The following is a 25,679-nucleotide window of genomic DNA, read 5'->3' on the forward strand; positions in this document are numbered from 1 at the left end:
ACCTTATTTCGAAAACCTATGATCCCTATGCCACTCCAAATTATCCTGATTGGGCCAGAGACGCTTTTCATCGGGAAGTAACACTCTCTTACCTTGGAGCTTTTGCAGACTATAACCATGGGAGCTATCCTCCCGGATTTGGTCAGACACCATCACGCGGTAATCCGAATCTATCCCGATCAAGCCACGATCGAAGGCTCGATGCAGATTGGGACAAAGCGCAATGCCATTGCCTACCCGGTCATCTTGATTGTCGGCAAAAGGGCGGATGTGGCAGGCATCGATCAGGCTGTAGCCGTAGGTCGATATGGCCTTCATACCGGAAATGGCACAAGTATACAGATAGATCTTCGGCACCCACTTCTTGAATGTCCCATTCCTCACGTAGACGATCTCCTGCTCAGCCACCTGTAGGCGCTCGACGACGGGAACTTCATTGAGCACATACGCCTCGATACTTCGCAGATAGCGGCTCTCTCCTTTTTTTCGTTGCATGAATGCTTCCTTTGCTCCCGGAAAATAGGTTTCCAAAAGGAATTCCCGGATGATATGGCGATTGCCTAAAATAGCCAATACAGCAAAGAAGTCCTCCGAAAAATGGGCAAACTCCAACACCTCTGACAGCGTGAAAATGTTCTTGATATGCGCTTGGATTGAATACCCGGGCTTTGGCTTTAGAAACCAAAACCTAGTATTGTTTATCCGATCATTTTGTAGATAGTAGAAGGGCTGGGTAAAGTCTTCCTGATGCCCCGTATTGACCAACAGCGACCAATTTTCGTGGAAAGTCCCAACCAAGTCCGAGTTAACAAAGAACCTGTTGTCAGGCATTATTCCCGAATCCATTAGATCGAATAAGGACATCAGCAGAACGGGCTTGTGTGGGGCAACTCCATACTTGGTTCCGGCTCTTCTGAGTCTTGTTAAATCCCTGATGATGGTTTCGAGTTTCATTAACGTCTTTCTGAAGGTTCAAAGTATTAAAACCAAAATGAACACGAAAACAATCGTTAAAATAATTTGCAGAGAGTAGCGATATCTAATCCAAAAGACAAAAACATACTGCTCCCCAGACACTCGCCGTACCTATTCTAGTGTTGAAGACTTTAAAGCCTATTTTTCTCGACAGGCTCTAAACAAAAAAATACTGCCAAGCAAACGCTTAGACAGTATCCCATAGCTATCCCGCGACGGGACATACCGATGCCTATTGGACGGATTTTTATGAAAGACTGGGAATGGAAGTCCCGGAGGGACAGCCTGGCTGCAATCCCAACGGATTGGCGGCAAGTGAGTATTTAATGAAAATCGGAGAACTGGAGGTGGAAACTCCGTAGTTCCTATGTCTCAATTTTGATTGGAACCATTTTCCACGGCGGTCGGCATGCTTCCGTTGACCTGGAACTTCATCCCGTTTTCGTTGCGGATATAAAGGGTGCGCGTAGGGAAGGCGATGGATATACCTCTGTTGCCCAGCTGCTCGTAGATTTGCAGGTTGATCTCCTGCTGCACATCCATGTAGGCGTTGAATTCGGCATTTTCCACAAAATAGACAATCTCAAAGTCCAGACTGGAATCCCCGAAAGCCTTGAAGTGAGCCCGGTCAAAGGTGACGTCTTTTTGGGACGATACGATCTCCCGAAGCAAGGAAGGAATAGCTCTCAGGTCTTCGGGGGAAGTCTCATAGGTGACGCCCACGCCAAAGACGATCCTTCTCCGCTGCATCTTCTTGTAGTTGTGGATGCGTGAGCCGGTCAGGTCACTGTTGGAAAAGACCAACTGCTCACCCGAGAGGGTTGCGATCCGGGTCGTCTTGATGCCGATCTTCTCGACGACGCCGTTTTTGTCCCCGACGACCAAAAAGTCCCCGACCTCAAAGGGCCGGTCAAAGAAGATCACGAAGTAGTTGAACAAATCACCGATGATATTCTGGGCGGCCAAGGCGATGGCTATACCCCCAATCCCCATACCGGCGATGATGGCGGTGACGTCGTAACCGAGGTTGCCAAACATAAAGACCAGTCCCGTGATCCAGATTACGATATTGACGATCAAGATGATTCCGCCCATCTGTTTAACTTTCTCCTCTCCGCCTTCCTGTCGCCGGATGTAGGTACGCAGCAGCATGAGAATCACGCTCGACACCAGCCGGATTGCATAGTAGGTCAGCACGACCACAAAAACCACTTCCAGGATATTGGCAAAGCGTTCCGGCCAGACGAGGGTCTTGAGCGCGGCATACACGATGACATAGTCTACCATGGGCACGAGGTACTTGCTGAGCGTCTCCACCGCAAAGTCATCGTAGGCATTGTCCGTGGACTCCACCCAAGCATGCACACGCTTGAGGATAAACCGCTTGAAGGCCGCTACCAACAGCAGGCCCAGCAAAATAACGCCCAGCACGATAAGGTAGGCCTGGACGCTGTTTCCAAAGTACTCTTGTTCCAATAGTGTTTCCATGTGATAAATAGGTTTGGTAGTAAAATAAAACTCCCCTCGGCGCATGGGCCAAAGCCGGAAAAAAAAGATCGATTTGGGTTTATCTTCGAGGCACTTTCCAGCTATGCCACATTTGGCAGGGGGAAAGTCGCCGATATGCCGAACCTGAGAGCACAGGTTTAACAAGAAAGTGGCACATAGGAATAAAGGGCTTTTTGCCGCTAATTGTTCCTAGATTTCTCAAAAGATTGAATTTTTCACCCTTCGGAGGAATATCCAGGCCCAGTTTCGGCAATTGCCCCAGACAAAAGAGTCTTAGACCCCGGAAAATACCGAAGGAAGGGGACGCTGCAATTTCCAACAAGCCTTATATTCCGCGCTAAAAAAACCTGCCCAGACATGAACCTGAAAAAAACTACCCTTGGCTCCCTGCTGCTTTTTCTCAGCATTTTTTCCCTCCAAGCCCAAAGCACCAAAGCCTGGACGCGCTGGTGGTGGATGGGCTCCGCAGTAACCAAAGACGGCATAAAAGCCCAGTTGACGGCCTTTCAACAGGCAGGGATCGGCGGCGTAGAGATCACGCCCATCTACGGAGTGAAGGGACAAGAGGCCAATTTCCTCCCCTTTCTTTCTCCCCAATACCTGGAAATGCTCGACTACACCACCCATATCGCCGACAGCCTCGGAATGGGTGTGGACATGGTTTTGGGTACGGGCTGGCCCTATGGCGGACCGCAGGTGGAACCCGAGCACGCTGCCACCCGACTGGAGCACAAAGCCTTTGAACTGAAGGCCGGCGCAGCTTTTGACCAAAGTCTAAGCCCCGAAAAACCCGATTCCCAACTCGTTGCCGTGCTGGCCTATGGCGAGGAGGGCTACTACGAGGACTTGACTAGCAAGGTGTCCGGAAATCGCCTCCAATGGACTCCGAAACAAGACGTAAAAGTCTATGCGATATTCGAGGCCCGGACCGGGCAGCAAGTGAAGCGCGCCGCACCGGGCGGAGAGGGCTTTACCTTAGACCACTATTCGAGAGCTGCCTTTGCCGACTATGTGATCCCCTACGACCAAAAGCTCAAAGCGCCGATCCGTGCCATCTTCAACGACAGCTTCGAAGTCTATGGGGCGGACTTTACGCCGGGATTTTTGGAGGCTTTCGCAAAGCTGCGCGGATATGACCTGCGTCCCTATCTCAACCTCTTGATCGAAAAAGTGGACTCCGAAACCGCCAACCGCGTGCGCAGCGACTATCGGGAAACCTTGGGCGAGCTGCTGAAGGTAGAGTTTGACCGGCCCTGGACTGCCTGGGCAAACTCTAAAGGCTATAAGACCAAGCTGCAGGCTCATGGTTCGCCGGGGAATCTCCTCGATCTGTATGCCACAGCCGATATTCCCGAATGCGAGACTTTTGGCTCCATGCCCTTTGACATTCCCGGCCTGAGGCGTGAGGAGGCGGACATTCGTCCCGGCGATGCCGATCCCATGATGCTCAAGTTTTCTTCCTCGGCGGCCCACATGACGGGCAAGCCGCTGGTTTCCTCCGAGACTTTTACTTGGCTTCGGGATCATTTCAAAACCGCGCTCTCCCAGACCAAGCCGGAGTTGGAGGAACTCTTACTCAGCGGCATCAACCATATCTTTCTCCATGGCTCCACCTACACCGATCCCGTAGCGGACTGGCCAGGCTGGAAGTTTTACGCCTCGGTCAACTTCAGCCCCCAGCTGTCGATCTGGCGGGATGCCCCGGCTTTTTTCAACTATGTGGAAAACAGTCAGCGCATCCTGCAAAGTGGCCAGGCAGACAACGAGATCGCCCTCTACTGGCCGGTGTACGACAACTGGGCAAAATACTACGAGGGGAGTACCTTCTTCCAGTTCAAGATCCACTCGCTCAATGAGTGGCTGCTGGAGACGCCCTTTTACCAAACGGGACAAGCTTTGATGAAAGAAGGCTATTCCTTAGACTTCTTCTCTGACGAATTCGTCCAAACTGCCCAGGTCGAAGATGGAAAGATTTACTTCTCCGGAGGGAGCTACCAAGCCATCGTCGTGCCTGCCGTGGATCACATGCCCTTGGAGACGCTGGCGAAGCTTCAGGAGTTGAAAAAATCGGGTGGACGGGTGATCTTTCTCGGAAAGCCCCAATCCGTACCCGGATTGCTGGACTTGGAAGAAAGGATGGCCCAATTGAAAAAGCTCAATGAAGGCTTGGAGGTCTCTGGAGATTTGATGGATGACCTAGCTGCCCAGGGGATCTTGCCGGAAAGCTTGGTGGAAAGTGGGTTGAAATTTATCCGCAGGAAGACCGAGCAAGGACATGCCTATTTCCTGGTCAACCATCTGGCAAAAGACGTGGACGCCTTTGTCCCACTCAATGCCTCGAGCCAGCAATTCAGCCTGTATGATCCGGATACCGAACAGCTGGGCATAGCCGCCGTGAAAAGCGAGGGAGGAAAGCAGTTCGTACGGGTTCAGCTCAAGGCTGGAAAGTCCCTCTTTGTCCTGACGGGAAAAAGTCCTGCAAGCGGGACTTGGACCTATTGGAAAAAATCGGGTTCGCCGCAGTCCATTCCCGGTCCCTACCAACTCAGTTTCCTCGATAGCGGCCCTTCCCTACCCGCTCCCGAAAGCCTGTCGAACTTGCAGTCTTGGACTAGCCTAAACTCCGAGGCCGAAGCTTTCAGCGGCACTGCTGCCTATGAGATCAACTTTGACAAACCTGCAGGAAGATCGGATGCCTGGCTGCTGCAGCTTCCCGATGTGCGGGAAAGTGCCCGGGTATATCTCAACGATAAATACCTCGGCACGCTCTGGGCCAATCCTTTCGAGATCGTCTTGCCTGAGCTCAAAGACCGGGACAATCGTCTTCGCATCGAAGTCACCAACCTCTCCGCCAACCGCATCCGGGCTTTGGAACTCTCGGGAAAGGAATGGAAGATCTTCCATGAGATCAACATGGTCAACAAGGATTACCAGCCCTTTGACGCGAAGGTTTGGGAGCCTATGCCCTCCGGTCTGATCGGGGAAATCCGAATTCAAGGTCTGCTGAAGGACTGACCTGAGCAAGACTACCCTCGGCAAAAAAAGCTCCAGTCACTGCAATCAAGTCTTGGATGCCCCGATCAATTCCCAGACCACCTGCCGGAGCCTGGGCACGACGCATTCTTCAAACCAGGGATTACGCCGCATCCAGAGTCTATTTCGCGGTGAGGGATGTACCAGGGGAAAAAATTGCGGCAGGTAGCTTTCGAAATTCATGACCGTCTCGGTGAGAGTACCTTTTCGCTCCGCTCCCAAATAATAAGCCTGCGCATAGCTCCCGATGAGTAAAGTGAGCTGGAGCCGGGGCAGATGATCCAGCAAAGGCGCATGCCAGGTCGCTGCACATTCCTTTCGCGGCGGCAGATCCCCACCCTTTCCCCTACCCGGATAGCAAAAACCCATGGGTATGATCCCAAATACGCTGGGATCGTAGAAAGTCTCCCGATCGACCTGCAGCCAGCGCCGGAGCTCATCCCCACTGGGATCGTTCCAAGGGATGCCAGTCGCATGCACCTTGGTGCCGGGAGCTTGGCCGACGATGAGGATCTTGCTGTCCGGATGAACCGATAGCACGGGTCTTGGGCCGAGGGGAAGATCCTTTTCGCAGATCCTGCATTGCGCGACCCGCTGTAAGAGTGATTCCAAATTTTCCTCCATCCCTTCAATATCGCCCTTAAACCCCTCTTTTTCCAATATCCACTTGGGAAATGGAATGGTCAAAAACCGATAAACCCGCCAAACCTGTAAATTTAACCTTATGAACAAGCAACCCGAAGTATGGCTGAGAGGAGCGATTTCCGGCATCCCCGCACTTCTGCAGCCAGTAGCCCATGCCATCCGGCAAGCCCAAGATGAGATACATGCCTTGATGGATGATTTCCCAACCGAGCAGCTCTGGCAGAAACCGGCTGGCATGGCCAGTCCGGGATTTCATCTCCAGCATATCGCTGGAGTGCTGGACAGGATGGCGACCTATGCCAAAGGGGATGTGCTGAAGGAATCTCAGTTTGCTTACCTAAAAGCGGAAGGAGTCCCAAACGAAGACCTTAGCACCACCGCCCTACTCGAAAACCTGGATCGTCAGATCGAGCTATTCCTGGAAGTCCTGAGCAGCATCGATCCCGCGACCCTGACGGACTTCCGTGGTGTAGGTCGAGCCCAACTCCCCTCCACGGTGGGAGGTTTGCTGTTTCACGCAGCAGAGCACATGCAGCGGCATCTTGGCCAATTGCTGGTGACGGTGAAAGTCACCTTAGAAACCTAGCGTACTGCCAGAGGCGGAAGCTTTCCAACTCAGAAAAAGCCCCACTAAGCTAATGATGTGTGGGACTGGACTCCTCGGGAGCTGAAACGCTCCTTTCCCGCAGCTTCTCCAAACAATACTCCAAAAGGAGAGGAATTTGGCTGTTCTCCGCCAAAGTCAAGGCGCGTGTAGCGTCCAAGTCGGTGAGTGGCTCAAGCGCATACCAGAGCATGAGCGGCAGGTTGTGGTCTTCTGCATCCTCGGATCGCTGGGACAAGGCCGCGAGCACCTCCCAACGCATCTCCGGATCCAGACGCAGCATGGCGGAAACGAGATAGAGCCTGACCATCGGTGAAGAGTCAACTTTCGCCATTTCAGCGAATTTGGCAAGGGTTTCGGGAGAGACGGATTTGCCTTCCGTCAGGAGTTGAATCGCCCAACTGCGGAGATACTCGTTGGAATTCGTCAGCAAGATTTGCATTTCCTTTTCACCCATCGCTTCCATCCCGTGCAGTGTCCACAGCGCACGCAGCTGATGGGTAACTTCCGGATCCTTGGCAAGGATGGCTTTCAATGCTTTCTGGGATTTGCGATTGCCACCCCGATCCTGTAGGATCATCCTGGATTGACGGGCATACCATTCGTTGGAGTGGGTTTGATAGTTTGCCAGCTCCAGATCGGTGGCTTCGTAAAGATTTTCTTTTACGAAGACATCGCCCTCGTGGCTGATCTTGAAGATCCTTCCCAAAGACTTGTCATGCACATCCGGATTGGGACTATGGCACTGGTTTTTGTCATACCAGTCGATCGCAAAGACCGACCCGCTGGCGTCGTACTTGAAATTGAGCCACTGCGACCAGGAGTCGTTCATCGCCATGAAATCGGGATGGTGCATGCCTACATAGCCTGAACCAGACTTTTTCAATTCATCGATATTGAGTCGTGCACCGTTGATATTGTTCATAAAGATCGCGTCCCGGTACTCTTTCGGCCAATTGTCCCCACCCAGATAGATCATCGCGCCCGCATGGGCGTGGCCACCACCTGCTGCTGCCGAACGGAAGTTTCCCGCATGGGGGCCCCTATCACCCAACCAGTGGACGTGGTCGCCGATGGTCTTGATGTCATCAAAGGTGTAAGGGTTGAAATGCTTGCCAGCCTGCCGCTGATACCTTGCCCCCTGCACCACATAGTAGAGATGCGGAATCACGCAGACGGTGATAAAGGAATGCCCGTAGCTGTTGAAATCAATGCCCCAAGGATTGCTGGACCCCTCGGCGAAAACCTCAAACTCATGCCTCGTCGGATGGTATCTCCACACGCCTGCATTGATCTTGGTTCGCTCGGCCTCTGTGGCTCCGGGCTTGCCAACATTGGAGTGGGTAAATACGCCATGTGTGCCATAAAGCCAACCATCGGGTCCCCAACGGAGATTGTTCAAGACCTCGTGCGTATCCTGTGTACCCCAGCCGTCCAAGAGTTTTTGTGCCGGGCCAGCGGGCTTGTCGGTAGCGTAGTCTATCGGGATAAAAAGCAGGTAAGGCGCCGCTCCCAGCCACACTCCCCCCATGCCGACCTCGATGCCACTGACTAGGTTTAGGCCTTCGGCAAAGACTTTTCTGCTGTCCAGGGTGCCATCACCATCCGTGTCTTCAAAGATCAACACGCGGTCTTTGCCCGCTCCCTCGGGCGCCGGAATAGGATAGGTATGGCCCTCCACCACCCAAAGTCTGTTTCTCGCATCTATCGTGAAGCTGATCGGACGAATGATCTCCGGTTCCTCCGCAGCCAGGGTAATCTTGAATCCCGGCGGCGGAGTCATGGCCGCAGCCGCCTCTTGGCCGGAGAGTCCTGCATTCAAGACCGGATCCAAAGGTGGAAGCACGATGATATCCTCTTTGTCCAGCTCATTGGGAAAATTGGGTCTTGTGGGATAAAAGCGAAAATCATCAAAATTGATGTGGGCCCACTGGTCGTCTTTGATATAAGGAATCTGCGAAACACCGGTTTCATTATCGATCACCCGAATAAAGATTTCCTTACCCAAAAACGGGGTCACATCAGCTACCACAGGTTGTAGCGTAGCTCTTCCCTGTCCTGTGGAGCTGAAGATCACCTCCTCGGTCTCTGCCAAGACCAATTCCACCCGCGTATCCACCAAGGCTCCTCCGGAAACCCGAAAGGCTGCAAAGGGGGCTGTGACCTCGAAACGGTCGGAAGTCATCGTGCCGGTGAGCTGGTAGTTTTTCAACCCTCCGCTGCTCAGGAAATTTTCTCCCTCAAAGAAGATCGGGCCCTCTTCCCCATGTATGGGGGAGGGATCGGAGTGGACAAGGGGTGACTCGAAGGCATCCCCCTCCCCAGTCCAGTTGCTTAGATCGCCGCTTTCAAAGTTAAAATTGAATGGCTTGCCATCCTTCATAGGAAGGACCCCTCCGGGAATCTCCTCAGTCTCCCCTTCCTTGAGCAGTCGAAACTCGCCCACCATCCCGGCCGCTCTATGGCCTGGCACAGTACAGTAATAGGTGTCATCGTCTACCGCGACGAAGGTGATATTCGTGCTCATCCCCTTGTCAAAGATCGTTTCGCTCTTAACCTGGAGTTTTTCCATGGCCACATCGTGCGTCATGGTCTCACCGTTGGTGATCGTGATACGGACGGTTTGACCCTTTTTTGCTTTCAAAATCGGGTTTCTCGTCCCATCCTCCGCAAAGTAGCCCAGCATCGTCGCGGTCAGGCGAAACTCTTTGTCGGGCTCGGATTCCTGGGCTTTGGCGGCAAACATCACAACTAGCAGCGCAATCAGGATAGGCAGGTGCTGGGCTTTCATAGGTGGTGGGTTATTGGGAATTGAGGTAGCGGAGCATTCAAGCTATTGGTTTTGCTTGAGTTCTTTAATAAAAATATCCCTGACGGAGACTTCGGCTTTGCCTCCGCCATGGATTTGGACGCCGATCCGACCAAATTGGGGAATTGCCGGATCGGACTCGATGTAGTCCACGGTTTGATGGCCATTGATAAAGAGTTGGATATGGCCGTTTTCGGCCTGGATTTGATAGTCGTTCCAATCGTCTTTTTTGATCCACTGCAGCACCTGTGCCGAATCCGGAGCGATTAGGGTTTTGTTTCGCCTCGACTCGTCGTAGAGGCTAGCCCAGTAGTTTTCGCCCCAGTCGGCTTGGTAGCCAGTCATCTCATGAGCGGGATCATTCAGACGCTGGGAGTGAAACTGGATGCCGGAATTGATGAAGCCTTCGTCTCCGGTCAGCTTGATTTGCAAACGAAGAATAAAATCCCCGTATTCGCGATCGGTGACCAAGAAGTCATTGTGCGGGACCGTCTCCTCCAGCGATCCGCCCACAAGCATCCCCTCTAAGATCCGCCAGGTCTTAAGGGTATCTCCTTCCCAACCCTGAAAAGTCTTCCCGTCAAACAGCGCTCGTCCTTCAGAAGTATCTTGACTTTGGCAGCCGATGAAAATCAATCCAATGAAAAAAAGTCGGGCAGTTGAGGTTCGCATGTTCTTTTGGGTTTGGACTAAAATACCAAAAAATCAGGCAATTCGAATCTAAGGAAACTGGCCTCTGCTCAAATTGAACCTTTACCCACCCTGTGCTCGTCTTTGAGAGGTACTACAATATGCGTGGGAGGCAATACGCCGCGCTTTGGCACATCAAAACAAATCTTGGCGAAACTTTCGGAAAGAACCACTGTAAAAACGCTCAACCTCAACTAAACCGATATCGGCAACCACAGCATCAAGCTATTGAACCAATGTTACTTGTAAAAGGAATCCCGAAAAATGACCTGCCGAGACCTGGTAAATGGCCAATCCAATATTTTGGAAGCGAAATCGACTGCCAGTTTCTAACCTCCCTATACTAGGACTTGATGCTCCTAGTTAAACTCCAGATTGATACTTCCCCCTGAGCTCTGCATCGTCACAGGAATTCCTCCGCCGTTGATCTTGCCCAGGATTCGGTCTTTCTTGATCTCTCCGTCAAAGTTAGAAAGTGAAGAGTTCACCCGTCCCCCACTGAGATCCAGATTCAACCCAAGTCCCTTTGGAACCACAGCTGTGATACTGCCGCCGCTGGACTTCATGCTCAGAGATTTTTCCAAATGGGAAAGCTGAGCTTTAATTGAGCCTCCGCTGGTATTTGCATTGATACTGCCGCTGATGTCTTCTAGGGTGACACTTCCTCCAGAAGAGCCAACCAGGACGTCGCCGATTAGGTGATTGATCTTAATTGACCCGCCGCTACTCTGCACTTCCACATTTCCCTCGAAGTTTTCTAGCCGGAATGAACCTCCAGAGCTATGGGTGTTGACAGCGCCGTTGCTATTAAGCACCTGAATGCTTCCGCCGCTGGTGGCGATGTCCTGTTTTCCTTTCAATCCTTCAATGGCGATTGATCCGCCGCTCGATTTGATTTTCGAAGACATTTCTTTCGGCACTTTGATCTTAAAAGATAGGTTCATCTTGCTACGAACGCTGTTGTTCTTCCTTTTTACTATAAGCGAAATTGTATTGCCGCTTTGGCTTATGTCGAGATTATAATTATCCAGTTCATCCTCCACCTCTGCATCTTCCGAGTCGATTTCCCGCCCGTTCAGCTTCACATACATCTCTACTACCACCTCATTTCCACTTGCCCCTGTGACAGCAACGGACGAACCGGACGTTTCCACATTGAGATTGCCTGCACCACTAAGCGTAAACTTTTTCATGAGGTAAGGATCTGCGCGAAACTCTGAAGCAATAGCTGTGAGCTGAAGCGAAATCAAAACTAGAAGAGTGATAGCGAAGGGTATTTTCAGGCGTTTCATGGGAATGGGTTTAGTTCGGACAGATTTATTCTGCTCTCCCATTTCTACTATTGTGCCATTAAAAAATAGCGCATTAAACCTTCAAGTGGCCATTTTATAATAATCAGCAAATCAGTACGGACAGTTTTCGTTCGATTTCGGTCGTTTTGGATAAGGTTCAAAGTTCAATCGTGACTGCGGTTTTGATCTCGACGAAATGCATTGAAGCGTAGGCGTTGTTTGTTTTTGATGTCAAATTAGGCAGGGCCTCAACTCTCCTCTCCCGACAATTTTAATTGCCGACATCGCTGTGTTACCTCGTGCCCAAGTCTGCCGGAGGATAGGGAGTCAAAAGGTCTTTTCCCAGTTAACACGATACGAGTACTTGCGTCTTGCTACTTCCTTTTTACTTTTAGACAAAAAACAGAAACCCATCATTTTCCATGTCCTACCTAGATCAAATCACTTCCCCCACCCTATTAATCAGCGAATCCATCACCAGAGCCAATATCAAGCGAATGGCTGACAAGGCTAAGCGGAATGGTAAAAAACTCACCCCGCACTGGAAAACAGCCCAATCTCATGAAATCGGCAACTGGGCGAAAGAATACGGAATACGTGAAGTGACGGCTTCCTCTATCAAGATGGCAGAATACCTCTGCGGACAAGGCTGGGACGCTGTTCACATTGCCTTTCCATTTAACCCTCTGGAAACTCCAGAGCTCAATCAACTTGCTGAGTCGGAAAGCCTTTCTGTCCAGCTGGTCAATCTAGCCACCACCCAAAAACTCGTCGACGGCCTGACCAACAAAGTCGGATTCTTTATCGAAATCGATGCTGGCTACGGCAGAACAGGAGTTCATGTGTCTGATTTTGGCTTGATCGAAGACATCCTCCGAACCGCCGCCAAATCGGAAAAGCTGCAGTTTAGAGGCTTCTACCTCCATCCTGGACACACGTATTATATGCCTGACAAAGCGGAAGTTTACGAGCAAAGCCGACAGGCACTGCACATGCTCAAGATGAAGTATCAAAGCGAATTCCCAAATCTGGTCACCCGTGTGGGAGACACACCGGGCTGCGCCGTGATCGAAGACTTCGGAGATGTGGACGAGCTCGGACCGGGAAACTTTGTCTTTTTTGACTTGATGCAGGCCGAGTTGGGAAGCTGCGCAAAAGAGGATATTTCTGTTTGCTTGGCCGTGCCCGTGGTGGACATCAGCAAGGATCGAAAAGAAATCCTCATCCACGGTGGCGGAGTTCATCTCGCCAAAGATGTCTTGGTTGACACTGATGGCAACAAGAACTTCGGTGAAGTAGTCTTTTTAAGTGAAAATGGCTGGACAATCCCTGCTGACCGCTCTTATCTGAAAAGCATTTCACAGGAACACGGAGTGATCAAAGCTTCCGATTCGCTTTTGGCTTCTGTAAAAGTGGGAGATCTGCTGGGTATCTTACCCATACATTCCTGTATGACTGCGGATTGCATGGGAGCTTATTTGAGTTTGGACGGAAAGTGGATAGATCACTGCGAGGGGTAGTACTTCAGTAATCAGTATCAAGAGTCAGTGACTAGACCTTCGCCGGTATTTCTAACCTTGAAATTTTCGCATTTGGAGGGCTTTGAACCCTATTACCCTTAAGCGTCGTCCAATTCGGAATGCGGGTGCTGAGGGCGATAATAGCGTCAATCTCGACAATCGCAGAAGAGCAACTGCCTTGTCAGTCCTGAAGCAATAGTGAGAGCCAAGTCGAAATCCATCCTCGGAGGTATTAAAAGATTGCAAATCCACATTTCGCCCAATTTTAAATGCAATAGTTAACTAAAAAACCATCAGCTAAAACCCAATCATCCATGCACTCTCCCCTTGAAATCACCCAAATCCTTCCTGCTTCTCCGGCCCTCGTTTTCGAAATGTTTTCCTCCAAAGAGCACTTGGCCAACTGGTGGGGACCCGAAGGCATGGGAATTGAAGTCAAAACATTTGACTTCCAACCCGAAGGGACGTTTCACTATGTCCTGAAAGCTGGAAGTTTCGAGATGTGGGGCAAATTCACCTATCTCGAAATCGACGCGCCAAATCGGATAGCCTTATTAAATGCCTTTTCCAATCCCGAAGGAGAGACAATCAATGCCCCGGCAGTTCCCTTTGGAGCAGACTGGCCTTTGGAGATGTGGACAGAATACCGCTTCATTCCAGAGGGAGATCAATGCCTACTCCGCCTCACCTCCCACCCTCACCAAGCTTCAGACGCCTCTCAAAAATTATTTACCCAAAATCACGGCAACATGAAGCAGGGATTCAAAAGTACTTTTGACAAACTCGAATCCTACCTGAAGGTGCTGCGCAGCGATGAAGTGAGCAAAAAACCTTAACTTAATGTATCTCCAGCTATAGATTTTTGCCAGATGACACATACCTCCACGATCGATCCGGGTACCGCGGCATTCCTAAGTTTTTTGATTCCAGGTTGGGGTCAGATGCGCCGTGGCAGAAAACTCCAAGGATTGATTTGGTTGATAGTCGTGGTTGGCGGATACTTTTTGTTGATTGTCCCTGGAGTGATCCTGCATATCGTTTGTATGGCAGAGGCGTATTGGAGGGAGTGAGGTGTCCTTTGCCGTCAGTTGGTACATGCCACTTTTCAGAGATTATGAAGCGACCTGTTCAAGAAAAATATCCCGTATTCAGAGTTCAGGGACATCTGTGTGCCGTGGCTTTGCGCTTAATGAATCTGAGGAGTACAAATGAACTTTAAAACCAGTAGTGAAAGGCTCAATTTTTTTAATTCGATCGGAGCAATCCTTCACATTCAGTCCGTACAGTTCTTCCGCAAGGGCTTCAATCTACTTTCGGATTTTAAAAATATAAAAGGATGTAGCCGCTCCCAACAGATGCGGAACTCCTCCTACTTTTCAATTCCAAATTCTAAAAGGAAAACGCCAACTGATTATCTCACGTCATTCCGTAGAACACCCTCAAATCATCCGCTTAGATATCGTTGCTCTTGTCCTTCTTCACTTTCTCTTTGATCCGACCGTAGATCGGTAGTTTCAGCCCTACGTAGGCATCAGCAGTACGCGACTTTTTGGAAATGGCATTCGTCAATATTGACCCCGATCCGATAACCACCGGCCCAAACCTCACACCCAATCCCCAAGAAGGGATCGCATCGTACTGTCGGTAACTGATCGGACTATAGATACTCAGCAATTTCATCTCCATTCGGGGTGTTATCGTCGCGGTGTTGATCACTCTACTGACGGGGATGTCTCCGTCTTGGCTTAGCGCGACTCCTGCCTGGGCACTGAGGTAAAACCGATGACTGATGCCATAATCCAGAAAAATCTGCAAAGACGTGGGAAGCCCCAAAGCTCCTTCAAACGGCCGTTCGGTTCCAACATAGTTATCTTCCAACACTTCTTGGAAGTCTTTCTCTTCAAACTCGTCGCCGGAGATAGTGGCGTTCATATCATACTCAATGCGATATCCATCGTGATAGTTGACTTTACCGATATCCAAGACTGAAATTCCCGCCCTAAGTTTGTAATCTTTACCTTCAGTGTGGTTTCCTTTCAACTCATAGATAAAGCCCAAATCTATTGCAAAACCCGGCTGAATTTCCGAGAAATTGATGTCCTGAGAATCGAAACCCACAGAATATCCATAGTCTAAATCGCCTTGAGTGGTCAACATGTCACTCTCCGATCTATATGAGGCGCTTAGCTGAGGAGTATCTCCAAATGCGCCACCTGCTCCAAGGAGTAACTTCAAATTCGCCCCGGCACTGAAACTGTGGTTGGATCTCTCGACCAAAATTCTCGAATAACCGGCTGAAATTTCTCCCCAGAAGTGACCTATCCCCGAGATGTCCTCCATTTCTGCGTTGAAATCCACCTTTCCTGTCTCAGAATCGGTAACAAACTCAAAGAAATCCCCATCAATATTATTCAGGTTGAAAAATCCCCTCGCCCGCGTCGTCAAGGAGATCACACTACGCTCATTGAGCCGCATCAAAACCGAGGGGCCGAGGATATCTATGTTGCCAAAGAAATTATTGTCTGGTTGGGGATTGGTCACTACATCATCTTCCAAGCTAAACCCATTTACGACTGATCCCAAGTCACTCAAATTGATGGACAGGTAATCGCTTCCTGCGAACGCTGAGCCGGAAAGAAGGTTGATGTCCAGCTTAGTGCGGGCAAGAGTTCCCAGCGCAGGATTCAAGGTGAGCGATTGTACACCCATGCGGCTATCGATCTGGGCGCCGACAAAATTTTGGGACATTGCTGGTAGAGAGAATGCGGTCAACGCCAGCAAAACGGATAGCTTTTTCATAAATCAGTGGGGTTGGGGATAGATTTATCGGGGAAATCTGCAGTGTAGTTTTCAGAGATTTTCACTGTTTGGCGAGATCCAAGCTCTAAGAACAAATTAACCAAAAAATTTGCACCGACCTATCACTGATGCCAATACTTAATTATAGGAAATTTCCATAAAAGAGGGATGCTTGATTTTTTACTGGCACGCTTCAACGTGAAAATGAGTGGCCGACTGATCACTTTGTTGGGTTTCATCCTTATTTTAGCGAGCGCTCAAACCGGATCCTAGCCTAACAAATCTATGAACTCCTCCTCCCAACCTCAGCTCACCCGGAACTCCGATAGACATCGAGGATTTGGAACACTCACCGAATGGCATACCAGTCCCTTTGGCTTGGAGGGAAAAAGTGCCGAGTTTTTTTTCCGAATCACCGTCTATCAGGATGGAATCATCCGTGTGCAAGCCAGCCGCTTCGAATCCTTCGAAAGCAATCCCTACTCCGTCGTGGGGACACCTGAACAGGTAGATTTTTCTTTGACAGAAAAAGGAGGACTGGTAACGCTGACCACCCCAAGCATGTCGATAACACTTGATTTGGCCAACTTCAACCTGTCATTTTTTGACCTCGCAGGAAACCTCCTGAATAAGGATGATTCACTCGGCACCGCTTGGATCGGCACCGAAGTGACGACCTACAAGCAGGTTCAACCAGGAGAAAGATTCATTGGCTTGGGAGAGAAAACCGGGCCGCTCAATCGACTGGGTTATGCCTATACCAACTGGAATACGGACTATTTCGCTTACGGCATAGGCGATGACCCCTTGTATATGAGTATCCCTTTCTATATGGGTATTCATGATCGAGGCGCCTATGGGATCTTCTTTGACAACACCCATAAGACTGCCTTTAACTTTGGCGCCTCCACCAATCGTTTTGTCTATTTCAGTGCTGAAGACGGAGATCTGGATTATTATTTCATCCATCAGCCCTCCGTTTCCGAGATCATTAGCTCCTATACTTGGCTGACAGGTCGGATGCAAATGCCTCCCAAGTGGGCATTGGGCTTCCAGCAGTGTCGTTATTCCTACTACCCGGACTCGGAAGTTTACACGGTCGCACAGACCTTTCGGGACAAAAACATGCCTGCCGATGTGATCTATCTGGACATTCACCACATGGAGGGCTACAAGGTTTTTACCTTTGACGGAGAAAAATTCAAAGATCCAAAAGCGATGATCGCGCGGCTAAAAGAGCAGGGCTTCAAAGTCGTCGTCATCATGGATCCGGGCATCAAAACCCAAAAAGGCTACCTGCCATTTGAGGAAGGCCTTGAGAAAGATCTTTTTGTAAAATATCCTGACGGAATAACTTACGAAGCGCAAGTATGGCCAGGATGGTGTGCCTTTCCCGACTTTACCAAAGCAGAAACCCGAGCCTGGTGGGCGGAAAAGATGGCATTCTACACCGAAGCTGGAGTCGACGGTTTTTGGACAGACATGAACGAACCCGCCTCCTGGGGGCAGTTTACCCCCAATCTGATCGAGTTTGACTACGAGGGCGAAAAAGCATCTCACCGCAAAGCCCGAAACAGCTACGGCATGCAGATGGCTCGCAGCGCTCAGGAAGGCTCCACAGTTCAAAACCCAAACAAAAGACCCTTTGTATTGACACGCTCAGGCTTTGCGGGAATTCAGCGCTTCGCTGCGGCCTGGACTGGCGACAACGTCGCCACAGAAGCACATATGTTAGCCGGTATCCGTCTGGTGAACAGCCTGGGTTTGAGTGGAGTTCCGTTCGCAGGATACGACGTCGGTGGCTTTGCAGGTGAGGCGACTAAGTCTCTTTTTGCCAGGTGGATGAGCATTGCTGCATTTGCTCCATTCTACCGCGCGCACTCCATGATCAATAGTAACGATTCGGAGCCTTGGGCGTTCGGAGAGGAAGTCGAGGAAATCAGCCGAAACTATATGAAACTGCGCTACCGACTTTTGCCCACGCTCTACAGCAAGTTTTACTCCAGCAGTCTTTCCGGTCTTCCGCTTGCAGAAAGCCTCGCGGTTCAGTACCCTAACGATCCCAAGATTTTCCTTTCCGCTTTTCAAAACCAATACCTGTTCTGTGACTCCTTTTTGGTCGCGCCGGTCGAAAGTACCACCGCTATCACCAAAGTGTACTTGCCAGCCGGTGAATGGTACTACCTGTATGCCGACAAGATATACGCTGGAGATCAAACCATTTATCAGGATTGTCCCTTGAATTACCTCCCCGTCTATGTCAAAGCCGGACAGGTTTTCGCAATGCAATCCGATGTAGAACACAGCGCAGACGCCCATGACAGAATCCTCCGAATCCATGTCTACAAAGGCAGCACCGGTTCAGAATACTTGCATTACGAAGATGCGGGAGATGGGCTGGAGTATCTTGAGGGAGGATTTATGAAAAGGCTAATTCGATACGATCCGAGGTCTGAGTCTCTGCATTTTTCCGCGTCAAACGGAAACTATCCGAGTGATTTCAGCTCACTCAGGATCTACTTTCATGGATTTGGGCTGAACTCGGTTTTACTGTCGGGAAATGAAATCCGCCTCCAAACTGAGGACTACGGTTTCCTTGGAAAACTGACTGAATTTGACCCGCTACCAGAGCAGGATCACCCCTATTTTGACATCAAAAACCTTTATTATCTTGAAATGGATCACTCCTTGGATGCCTTTGAAATCAAAGGACTGAAGTAAGTCACATTTTTACTCCCAATAGAAATAACCCTCAATGACGGCCAAAAAAAGCAAACTCAGCTTCTGGCAAATCTGGAATATGAGCTTCGGATTTCTTGGAATCCAATTCGGGTTCGCCCTGCAGGGCGGATTTATGTCGCGGATTTTTCAGACACTCGGAGCCGACAAAGACACCATTCCCTTTCTTTGGATTGCAGCGCCGCTGACCGGATTGCTCGTGCAGCCCATTGTCGGGTATCTGAGTGACCGCACTTGGCACCCAAAGTTTGGAAGGCGAAAGCCCTTCTTTTTTGTAGGGGCAGTGCTGAGTACGGTAGCGCTATTTTTTGCACCCTACTCCTCCGCCCTGTGGATGGCTGCAGGTGCGCTGTGGATTCTGGACGCGTCGATCAATATCTCCATGGAGCCCTTCCGGGCCCTGGTGGCGGACAAGCTACCCGACTCCCAGCGTTCCTATGGCTTTGTGGTGCAGACCTTGATTATTGGGATCGGCACCTGGGTGGCCTCCAATCTTCCCTGGATGATGACGCAGATCGGTGTGGCAAACATCGCTCCCGAGGGAGTGGTGCCCGATTCGGTGAAATACGCATTTGCGATTGGTGCGTTGGTTCTTTTCACCTCAATCCTCTACACCATCCTGACGACCACGGAATATCCACCTGAGGATTTGGAAGCTTTTGAAAAAGAAAAACAGGAGAAAAAAGGCCTGTTCAGCGGAATGAGTGAGATCGCAAAGAACATCAAGGAGATGCCGACCGTGATGAAGCAACTAGGCGTAGTTCAGTTCTTCTCTTGGTTTGCTTTTTTCACGATGTGGAGTTTTGCGACGCCGGCGATCACCGAGCATATTTTCGACGCGACCGACACCACCTCCGTTGCCTACAACGACGCGGCAGACAGTGTGGGCAGCTACCTCGGCACCTATGGTCTGGTGTCAATGTTTTATGCGTTGATCCTCGCTTTCGTTGCCTCAAAAGTTAAAATCAATCGAAAAATGCTCCACCTCTGTAGCTTGATCACCGGAGGTTTTGGCTTTATCCTGATCTACTTCATCTCCGAGCCTTGGATGCTGCACCTTTGTTTCGCATTGGTCGGGATCTCTTGGGCAAGCATCCTGTCTATGCCGTATGCGATGCTTTCTGGGTCGGTGGAACCGAAGAAGATGGGCGTTTACATGGGGATTTTCAATATGTTCATCGTCATTCCCCAGATCGTAGCCGCGCTGGGTGGAGTCAATTTCCTCTACAAACTTCTCTTTGGCGAAGCCGTGATCAACACCATGCTTCTGGCTGGCACGTTGCTGATTTTGGCGGGACTGTCGAATCTGCTCATCACTGACCGACACGCCACCCACGACTGATCTCATACTTCCCATCACAAAGACCGGGTTCCCATGAGTTCGGTTTTTTACTTTTACAGAAAAATAGAACCCATGAAAACCTTGCGCATCCTAGGAGTTCCAGAGCATTTCAATTACCCCTTTCGATTGCTGGAGCAAGAGCAGCCCTTTGCTGATCGAGGGGTAAAAATCCAATGGACGGATGAGTCCCGCGGTTCTGGTCAAATGAATCTTGCGCTGCGAAACGACGAGACGGACATCTCCATCCTGTTGACTGAGAGTTTTCTAAAGGACTACGAAGCTGGAAATCCGTCCAAAATGATCGGTTTTCATGTAGCCACTCCCCTGACTTGGGGAATTCATATCGGCTCAAAATCCACTTCAAATTCGCTTTCTGATCTGGGCAAGAAACATTTTTTGGTCAGTCGAATGGGTTCCGGCTCACATTTGATGGCGATGGTCTTGGCGAAAAGAGAAGGTTGGAATCACCGGGACTTGTCTTATGAGATCGTCGGAAACATGGACGGGGCCAAAGCTGCGATGGACGCAGGAAACGAAGGCCTTTTCCTTTGGGAGAAATACACCACTGCTCCTATGGTAAGCAACGGCACGATGATGCGGATCGGAGAAGTACCGAGCCCTTGGCCTTGTTTTGTAATGGTCGCTTCGGACAAAGCTCTGGAAGAGTTTGGAGCGTTGATTTTTGAACTTCGGAACAAAGTGTATGAGATTTCAAAAGCCCTCATGAACAATCCCGATCGTGTAGACACCCTAGCATCTTACTATTCCCTAGACCGAAATGACGTAAAAAAATGGCTAACACAAACTACGTGGAGTACGGAAGCGAAGGTCTCCAAAAGCGAACTGGAACAAGCCATCGAAACCATGAAGGAATTGGGCATAATAAACGAAAAATTAAGCCTTGAAAACTTCCTGACTAGCAATAGCCTGACCATTGGTGTTTGAATCCCGTCTTGGTAGCTGAACGCAAAACTTGGTACCGTGCCCCGGATGACTTTCGATAGAGATGGTGCCTCCACATCTTCTGACAAACTCCTTGGTCAACTGAAGCCCCAAGCCTGAGCCCTTTTCTCTATTGGTTCCGGGACGGGATTTGGTCAATGCGTAAGAATCCGACAGGATCAGAGCAATCTGTTCTTCATCCATTCCCACACCCTGATCCTGCACACACCAATAAATTGTCTCCTTGTCGGAATCCGAATAGATGGTCACCGAATCCTCAAAGTTGGAAAACTTCATCGCGTTGTTGAGAATATTTCTCACTACGACCTCGATCAAATCCTGATCCGCATAGACCTCCACTTTTGACCCCATGTGGTTAAATACCGTCAGCTTTTTCTCATTGAAAGACGGCTGAAGCAGTTGAAGCGAATTTTCGACAACTTTACTGAGGTCAAATACGGAAGGATGGACGTGAAAGCCTTCCATCTGCGACATGGACCACTTCAGCGTATTAATCAGGGTAAAATTGACCGAATCGATGTCTTTATTTAACACTTGGATTAGTTCATCAAACTCCTCACGTTCCAGATATCCTGCCAAAAACATATCGACAACTGACTTGACTTGTGCAATCGGCCCACGCAAGTCATGTCCTAGGATTGAAAAAAGCTTGTTTTTAGTATCATTCATCGCTTTCAACTGCTGCGATTGGTTTTCCAAAGCCAAATTTTGCTCCGCAATTTTTTGTTGTTGTAGGCGTAGGTCCGAGTTGATCAGGCGGACACTCTTGTTGAGAAAATACATTCGAAGAACCAGGACTCCGATCAGCGCTGCCGTGATTGCAAAAAAAATGATATATCGTTTTGAGGTTTCCAATCGATAAGCCTGATTTTCATTTTGAGATTTGAGCAGTTCTAGCTCAGATTCATTCAGGTTACTTTGGAACATATTCTGGAGTAAAGAGAGCCGATCCCGATTGGCTTTATTTTGCAGCTGGTCATTCAGTTCCAGAAATCGAGACTGATATAGGTATGCCTGCTGTATATTCCCTTTTATCTCATACAAAGAGGCTAGATGCCGACAGCTTTTGGAAAGCTCATCCAAAAAACTGTTTTCCTCGCAGAGTCGAACGGAATAAAGCAGCAATTCTTCAGCCTTATCCAGCTGCCCTTCCAATAGGTAAGCGTTTCCCAAACGGTGCAGGACTCCTGCTTCAAAAGATTTCACGCCCTGTCCACGGGCCATTTCCAGAGAGTTTTGATATAAAACCTGGGCCGAATCATAATTTCCTCTCGCCAGAAAAACATCCCCGATCACGCGATGTGCGAAGGAAGTAAGGTAGGGGGAGCCCGCATTTTCATTTAAACTGACAGCGCGTTTCGCATAATTCAGCGCCGAATCGAGTTGATCAGTCTGAATAAAATTTAAGGCTACATTGTTTAAGCTTCTGATACGTGTAGAAAGATCCTGCACTTGCGTCGCCAGCTGATAGCCTCGCTTAAATTGCGTGATGGCCATCTGATAATTCTGCTGCTCGTAGTACAGCGCCCCCAGATTGTTCATCAAGCGCGCAGCTTGCAGCTGATCGTCGTTTAGGATCGCAATTTCATAGGCTGTTTCAGCAAAATCAAAGGATTTCTGCCATTGTCCGCGGCGGTAATAAATCCAACTGATATTCTCGAGCGCTCGACTTTTGGCAAGAGGATCGGCAATATGCTCGGTTAGCGAGTCTACTTCGAGTGAATAGGTCAGGGCCTCGTCTTGGAGGCTTTCCCGCAGTGAGGTCGCCAATTGATTCAACACATCAATACGCTCCTTCCCGGTCTTTCCCGGCAAAATTGCCTTCAGGCTATCCACGTTTGCTTCCTGCGAAAAACCAATCTGGGAGAAAAGGAGAATCAAAAGAAAAATGAGTAGAATCGAGCGACTCACGATAGCTAGGTATAGTTCACTTGCAAAATAACTATAATCAGAAACATATAGCTCAAATCAAGGTTTTTCAACCAAAATTTGCATTCAGCTTACAGTTTCTCCCAATCCCAGTCCTTGTTGATCTGAGTGATCGCATGATGGGCAGTCAGGTCATACTGGCAGGGCACGATCGAGATGTAATTGTTGGCGATCGCCCATTCATCATTGTCCTCGCCTTTGTCAAAATTCACGAAGTTTCCCGCCATCCAAAAATATTTTCTGCCGGTTGGGTCAAAGCGTTCCGAAAATTCCTCCTGCCATTTGGCGTCGGCTTGCCGACAGATTTTTATGCCTTTTATAGACTCGTTTCGCTTGGGGGGAAAGTTTACATTCAATGCCACGCCTTTAGGAATGCCATTTTCCAAAACCTGAATTGCAATCTTTTCTACCCACTCTTCTACGTGGGAAAAATCCGCTTTGGAAGAAAAATCACAGAGGCTAAATCCAATGGACGGCAATCCCTCCAGCGCCCCTTCGATAGCAGCGGACATGGTACCAGAATACAAAACCGATATGGAGGTATTCGAGCCATGGTTGATGCCACTGACGACCAAGTCAGGACTGCGATCCTTCAGTACGTAGTGTTTGGCAAGCTTCACACAATCTGCTGGAGTGCCGCTGGACTTGTAGGCTACCACGTCGTCAAAAATCTCCTCTTCGTAAAGTCTGAGCGTCTCTCCGATCGTAATCGCATGCCCCATGCCTGACTGAGGACTATCCGGGGCCACGACGATCACATCGCCGAGTTTTTTCATCACAGAAACAAGTACACGGATTCCCTTCGAGGTAATTCCATCGTCGTTTGAGACGAGGATAAGTGGCTTAGACATAAAAATTGTTAATTCTGCAGTTCGTTGTAATAGGCGGTAATTCTAAGCAAATCTCCACGCTTGTCATGCTCCAGCCTGTTTTTCTTCATAAAGAGATCTATCTCTTCGTCATAGCCCGGGAGCATGGCAAAGAGATCCTTCCTCTTTTGGCTGTAGAGCTCCAGACGGCCATTTTTGAAAAAGTAGTAATTGAACGCGAGTCTATAACCGGAATAGTTTTGCGGCCCAAAAAAGGGATTCATCCCCATGCCACCCCAGCTGTTGTTCATTCCCCGGGTGTCGGTCGCAATGTACTCTCTGCATAGCAACGCAATATCATTTCCCTGAGTAAGTACCTCGAAGAAAGTCGGTGTCTCATAGCTGCCATTGATCGCATAAGGGAGGCTGTAAAACTTCCTTACGCCCCCAAAAATCTCATCATAGATCTCGAAACTGGCAACATTGGATGCCGTGAATGTGTCGACGTTCTCTGTCTGAAGCTGAACCATGTTATTGTCCAAGTCATACTTGATCGTACCTGATAACGTTGCGCCGTCATTGAGGTAGATGTTTCCTTTGTGCCAAACTTGAGAGGGAAACTGATTGTTTTGAGCTAAGACATAAACCAAGCTCAAGAACAGGAAGCCTAGGGTGAGAATTGTCCTTTTCATGGTGACTGTTGTACTTAGAATAATACGGAGCAAATTCCAGGCGGGTTTTTAAACCCAAATACCTCGCTTTAATTTAGGGTAACAACGTCGTTCTATTTGAGTATGTTGTGCCCCATTTTATCTCTTTTGGTCGCAAGGTATTTTTCATTGTGGGGGTTTGGAGAAATCTCGATTGGCACTTGCTCCACGATCTCCAAGCCATAACCCAACAGACCCACTCGCTTTTGGGGATTGTTGGAGATCAGTCGGATCTTGCTCACACCCAAATCTCGTAAAATCTGAGCTCCCACGCCGTAGTCTCTACCGTCCATTGGTAACCCCAACGCGACATTGGCCTGTACGGTATCCATGCCCTGCTCCTGAAGTTTATAGGCTTTCAGTTTGTTGATCAATCCGATGCCACGTCCTTCTTGATTCATATAGAGGACCACACCTTTGCCTGCCTTCTCGACCATTTCCATCGCAGCGTGGAGCTGAGGGCCACAGTCGCATCTGCAGCTTCCGAATATGTCGCCCGTCACGCAGGAAGAGTGAACCCGTACCAATACTGGCTCATCCGGCTCCCAAGTACCCTTGATCAGCGCCATGTGAATCTCCTGAGTATTTGTCTGTCTGAATGCAATCAAGTCAAAATCCCCCCAAGTTGTAGGGAGATCCACGCCGATCTCCCGCTTGATCAGGGATTCGTTTTTTAATCTGTAAGCAATCAAATCTTTGATCGAAACCAACTTTAAGTTGAAGCGCTCGGCCACTTTCACCAGATCAGGAAGTCGAGCCATAGATCCGTCTTCATTCATGATCTCCACCAATACTCCCGCCGGCGCCATTCCTGCCAATCTCGCAAAATCAATTGCAGCCTCGGTATGACCTGCTCTACGAAGAACTCCGCCACGCTTGGCTTTCAGGGGAAAAATATGTCCCGGCTTTCCCAATTCGGTCGGATGAATAGAATCATCAACCAAGGCTTTGATCGTTGCCGCACGGTCTGAAGCTGAAATGCCTGTGGTACAACCATGTCCAACTAAGTCAACAGATACCGTAAACGGAGTCTCATACACAGCGGTATTGTTTCCCACCATTAGCTCCAATCCCAGCTGTTCGCATCGGTCTTCGATCAGCGGTGCGCAAATCAGACCGCGCCCATGAGTCGCCATGAAATTGATGATCTCAGGCGTGACGGACTCCGCCGCACAGACAAAATCACCTTCATTCTCGCGATCTTCGTCGTCTACTACTATAATGACTTCGCCGTTCTTGATGGCTTCGATGGCGTCTTCTATCGGGTCTAACTGGTAGGTTTCCACTGGGGTAGTTTTAGAATTCATAAAT

At 49.5% G+C, this 25,679-nt stretch carries 19 protein-coding genes; 8 read left to right on the top strand and 11 right to left on the bottom strand.

The annotated features are described in order from the left end of the window. Window positions 1–3: 3 nt before the first annotated feature. Both ABD031_RS16280 and ABD031_RS16285 read right to left on the bottom strand, forming a co-directional pair. Window positions 4–954, bottom strand: a complete 951-nt coding sequence (locus ABD031_RS16280) for an HNH endonuclease (protein WP_343853372.1) — start codon at window positions 952–954, stop codon at window positions 4–6. Between the two features lie 393 nt (window positions 955–1,347). After that, entirely contained in the window at window positions 1,348–2,463 is a 1,116-nt protein-coding gene (locus ABD031_RS16285; protein ID WP_343853374.1) for a mechanosensitive ion channel family protein, read from the bottom strand. A gap of 378 nt (window positions 2,464–2,841) precedes the next feature. Between ABD031_RS16285 and ABD031_RS16290 the strand changes: the two genes are divergently transcribed. Continuing rightward, entirely contained in the window at window positions 2,842–5,499 is a 2,658-nt protein-coding gene (locus ABD031_RS16290) for a glycosyl hydrolase (protein WP_343853376.1), read from the top strand. 45 nt (window positions 5,500–5,544) lie between these two features. On the opposite strand, the gene ABD031_RS16295 is transcribed toward ABD031_RS16290, so the two are convergent. Continuing rightward, window positions 5,545–6,129 carry a uracil-DNA glycosylase family protein gene (locus ABD031_RS16295; protein ID WP_343853379.1) on the bottom strand — a complete coding sequence of 195 codons (585 nt, stop codon included), beginning with the start codon at window positions 6,127–6,129 and terminating at the stop codon, window positions 5,545–5,547. Window positions 6,130–6,241: 112 nt separating this feature from the next. On the opposite strand from ABD031_RS16295, the gene ABD031_RS16300 reads away from it, so the two are divergent. After that, window positions 6,242–6,748 (top strand): DinB family protein, encoded by a 507-nt coding sequence (locus tag ABD031_RS16300; RefSeq protein WP_343853382.1) that lies wholly within the window; start codon window positions 6,242–6,244, stop codon window positions 6,746–6,748. Between the two features lie 49 nt (window positions 6,749–6,797). Here the strand turns inward: ABD031_RS16300 and ABD031_RS16305 are convergent, their stop codons facing one another. The 3 genes from ABD031_RS16305 to ABD031_RS16315 form a co-directional block, all read right to left on the bottom strand. Then, window positions 6,798–9,557: a PVC-type heme-binding CxxCH protein gene (locus ABD031_RS16305; protein WP_425542777.1), complete on the bottom strand. Its 2,760-nt coding sequence runs from the start codon at window positions 9,555–9,557 to the stop codon at window positions 6,798–6,800. 42 nt (window positions 9,558–9,599) lie between these two features. Further along, entirely contained in the window at window positions 9,600–10,247 is a 648-nt protein-coding gene (locus ABD031_RS16310) for a 3-keto-disaccharide hydrolase (protein ID WP_343853384.1), read from the bottom strand. A gap of 377 nt (window positions 10,248–10,624) precedes the next feature. Continuing rightward, on the bottom strand, window positions 10,625–11,557 hold the full coding sequence (locus ABD031_RS16315) for a DUF4097 family beta strand repeat-containing protein (protein WP_343853386.1): 933 nt from the start codon (window positions 11,555–11,557) through the stop codon (window positions 10,625–10,627). 422 nt (window positions 11,558–11,979) lie between these two features. Between ABD031_RS16315 and ABD031_RS16320 the strand changes: the two genes are divergently transcribed. From ABD031_RS16320 to ABD031_RS16330, 3 genes are all read left to right on the top strand, one after another. Beyond that, entirely contained in the window at window positions 11,980–13,077 is a 1,098-nt protein-coding gene (locus tag ABD031_RS16320) for an alanine racemase (RefSeq protein WP_343853388.1), read from the top strand. 314 nt (window positions 13,078–13,391) lie between these two features. Further along, complete coding sequence (locus tag ABD031_RS16325; protein ID WP_343853390.1) at window positions 13,392–13,913, top strand: SRPBCC family protein; 522 nt, start codon at window positions 13,392–13,394, stop codon at window positions 13,911–13,913. A 33-nt stretch (window positions 13,914–13,946) separates the two neighbouring features. After that, window positions 13,947–14,147 carry a DUF5683 domain-containing protein gene (locus ABD031_RS16330; RefSeq protein ID WP_343853392.1) on the top strand — a complete coding sequence of 67 codons (201 nt, stop codon included), beginning with the start codon at window positions 13,947–13,949 and terminating at the stop codon, window positions 14,145–14,147. A gap of 382 nt (window positions 14,148–14,529) precedes the next feature. Here ABD031_RS16330 and ABD031_RS16335 read toward each other — a convergent pair whose 3' ends face one another. Beyond that, the gene (locus ABD031_RS16335; protein ID WP_343853394.1) at window positions 14,530–15,876 is read right to left on the bottom strand and encodes a DUF5723 family protein; all 1,347 of its coding nucleotides are present in this window, start codon (window positions 15,874–15,876) and stop codon (window positions 14,530–14,532) included. Window positions 15,877–16,161: 285 nt separating this feature from the next. Between ABD031_RS16335 and ABD031_RS16340 the strand changes: the two genes are divergently transcribed. The 3 genes from ABD031_RS16340 to ABD031_RS16350 all read left to right on the top strand — a co-directional run bounded on the left by ABD031_RS16340 (window position 16,162) and on the right by ABD031_RS16350 (window position 20,902). Continuing rightward, the gene (locus tag ABD031_RS16340; RefSeq protein ID WP_343853396.1) at window positions 16,162–18,597 is read left to right on the top strand and encodes a glycoside hydrolase family 31 protein; all 2,436 of its coding nucleotides are present in this window, start codon (window positions 16,162–16,164) and stop codon (window positions 18,595–18,597) included. A gap of 79 nt (window positions 18,598–18,676) precedes the next feature. Next, on the top strand, window positions 18,677–19,957 hold the full coding sequence (locus ABD031_RS16345; protein WP_343853398.1) for an MFS transporter: 1,281 nt from the start codon (window positions 18,677–18,679) through the stop codon (window positions 19,955–19,957). Window positions 19,958–20,029: 72 nt separating this feature from the next. Further along, on the top strand, window positions 20,030–20,902 hold the full coding sequence (locus ABD031_RS16350; RefSeq protein ID WP_343853400.1) for a type 2 periplasmic-binding domain-containing protein: 873 nt from the start codon (window positions 20,030–20,032) through the stop codon (window positions 20,900–20,902). On the opposite strand, the gene ABD031_RS16355 is transcribed toward ABD031_RS16350, so the two are convergent. The 4 genes from ABD031_RS16355 to ABD031_RS16370 all read right to left on the bottom strand — a co-directional run bounded on the left by ABD031_RS16355 (window position 20,852) and on the right by ABD031_RS16370 (window position 25,675). Further along, window positions 20,852–22,831, bottom strand: a complete 1,980-nt coding sequence (locus tag ABD031_RS16355) for an ATP-binding protein (protein WP_343853403.1) — start codon at window positions 22,829–22,831, stop codon at window positions 20,852–20,854. The genes ABD031_RS16350 and ABD031_RS16355 overlap by 51 nt on opposite strands. Before the next feature lie 89 nt (window positions 22,832–22,920). Continuing rightward, window positions 22,921–23,700 carry a 5'/3'-nucleotidase SurE gene (gene surE / locus ABD031_RS16360; RefSeq protein ID WP_343853405.1) on the bottom strand — a complete coding sequence of 260 codons (780 nt, stop codon included), beginning with the start codon at window positions 23,698–23,700 and terminating at the stop codon, window positions 22,921–22,923. 8 nt (window positions 23,701–23,708) lie between these two features. Continuing rightward, window positions 23,709–24,350 carry a hypothetical protein gene (locus ABD031_RS16365; RefSeq protein WP_343853407.1) on the bottom strand — a complete coding sequence of 214 codons (642 nt, stop codon included), beginning with the start codon at window positions 24,348–24,350 and terminating at the stop codon, window positions 23,709–23,711. 92 nt (window positions 24,351–24,442) lie between these two features. After that, window positions 24,443–25,675 (bottom strand): bifunctional 3,4-dihydroxy-2-butanone-4-phosphate synthase/GTP cyclohydrolase II, encoded by a 1,233-nt coding sequence (locus ABD031_RS16370; RefSeq protein ID WP_343853410.1) that lies wholly within the window; start codon window positions 25,673–25,675, stop codon window positions 24,443–24,445. Between the last annotated feature and the right edge of the window lie 4 nt (window positions 25,676–25,679).

Origin of the sequence: Algoriphagus jejuensis (assembly GCF_039523455.1) — a bacterium.
Lineage (GTDB): Bacteria > Bacteroidota > Bacteroidia > Cytophagales > Cyclobacteriaceae > Algoriphagus > Algoriphagus jejuensis.

Bases quoted from the DNA above. Each gene is read 5' to 3' on its own strand.
- ABD031_RS16310 (WP_343853384.1), bottom strand. From the start codon at position 10,247: ATGCGAACCTCAACTGCCCGACTTTTTTTCATTGGATTGATTTTCATC.
- ABD031_RS16280 (WP_343853372.1), bottom strand. From the start codon at position 954: ATGAAACTCGAAACCATCATCAGGGATTTAACAAGACTCAGAAGAGCC.
- ABD031_RS16305 (WP_425542777.1), bottom strand. From the start codon at position 9,557: ATGAAAGCCCAGCACCTGCCTATCCTGATTGCGCTGCTAGTTGTGATG.
- ABD031_RS16345 (WP_343853398.1), top strand. From the start codon at position 18,677: ATGAGCTTCGGATTTCTTGGAATCCAATTCGGGTTCGCCCTGCAGGGC.
- ABD031_RS16285 (WP_343853374.1), bottom strand. From the start codon at position 2,463: ATGGAAACACTATTGGAACAAGAGTACTTTGGAAACAGCGTCCAGGCC.
- ABD031_RS16325 (WP_343853390.1), top strand. From the start codon at position 13,392: ATGCACTCTCCCCTTGAAATCACCCAAATCCTTCCTGCTTCTCCGGCC.
- ABD031_RS16335 (WP_343853394.1), bottom strand. From the start codon at position 15,876: ATGAAAAAGCTATCCGTTTTGCTGGCGTTGACCGCATTCTCTCTACCA.
- ABD031_RS16315 (WP_343853386.1), bottom strand. From the start codon at position 11,557: ATGAAACGCCTGAAAATACCCTTCGCTATCACTCTTCTAGTTTTGATT.
- ABD031_RS16365 (WP_343853407.1), bottom strand. From the start codon at position 24,350: ATGAAAAGGACAATTCTCACCCTAGGCTTCCTGTTCTTGAGCTTGGTT.
- ABD031_RS16300 (WP_343853382.1), top strand. From the start codon at position 6,242: ATGAACAAGCAACCCGAAGTATGGCTGAGAGGAGCGATTTCCGGCATC.
- ABD031_RS16370 (WP_343853410.1), bottom strand. From the start codon at position 25,675: ATGAATTCTAAAACTACCCCAGTGGAAACCTACCAGTTAGACCCGATA.
- ABD031_RS16330 (WP_343853392.1), top strand. From the start codon at position 13,947: ATGACACATACCTCCACGATCGATCCGGGTACCGCGGCATTCCTAAGT.
- ABD031_RS16290 (WP_343853376.1), top strand. From the start codon at position 2,842: ATGAACCTGAAAAAAACTACCCTTGGCTCCCTGCTGCTTTTTCTCAGC.
- ABD031_RS16340 (WP_343853396.1), top strand. From the start codon at position 16,162: ATGAACTCCTCCTCCCAACCTCAGCTCACCCGGAACTCCGATAGACAT.
- ABD031_RS16350 (WP_343853400.1), top strand. From the start codon at position 20,030: ATGAAAACCTTGCGCATCCTAGGAGTTCCAGAGCATTTCAATTACCCC.
- ABD031_RS16320 (WP_343853388.1), top strand. From the start codon at position 11,980: ATGTCCTACCTAGATCAAATCACTTCCCCCACCCTATTAATCAGCGAA.
- surE (WP_343853405.1), bottom strand. From the start codon at position 23,700: ATGTCTAAGCCACTTATCCTCGTCTCAAACGACGATGGAATTACCTCG.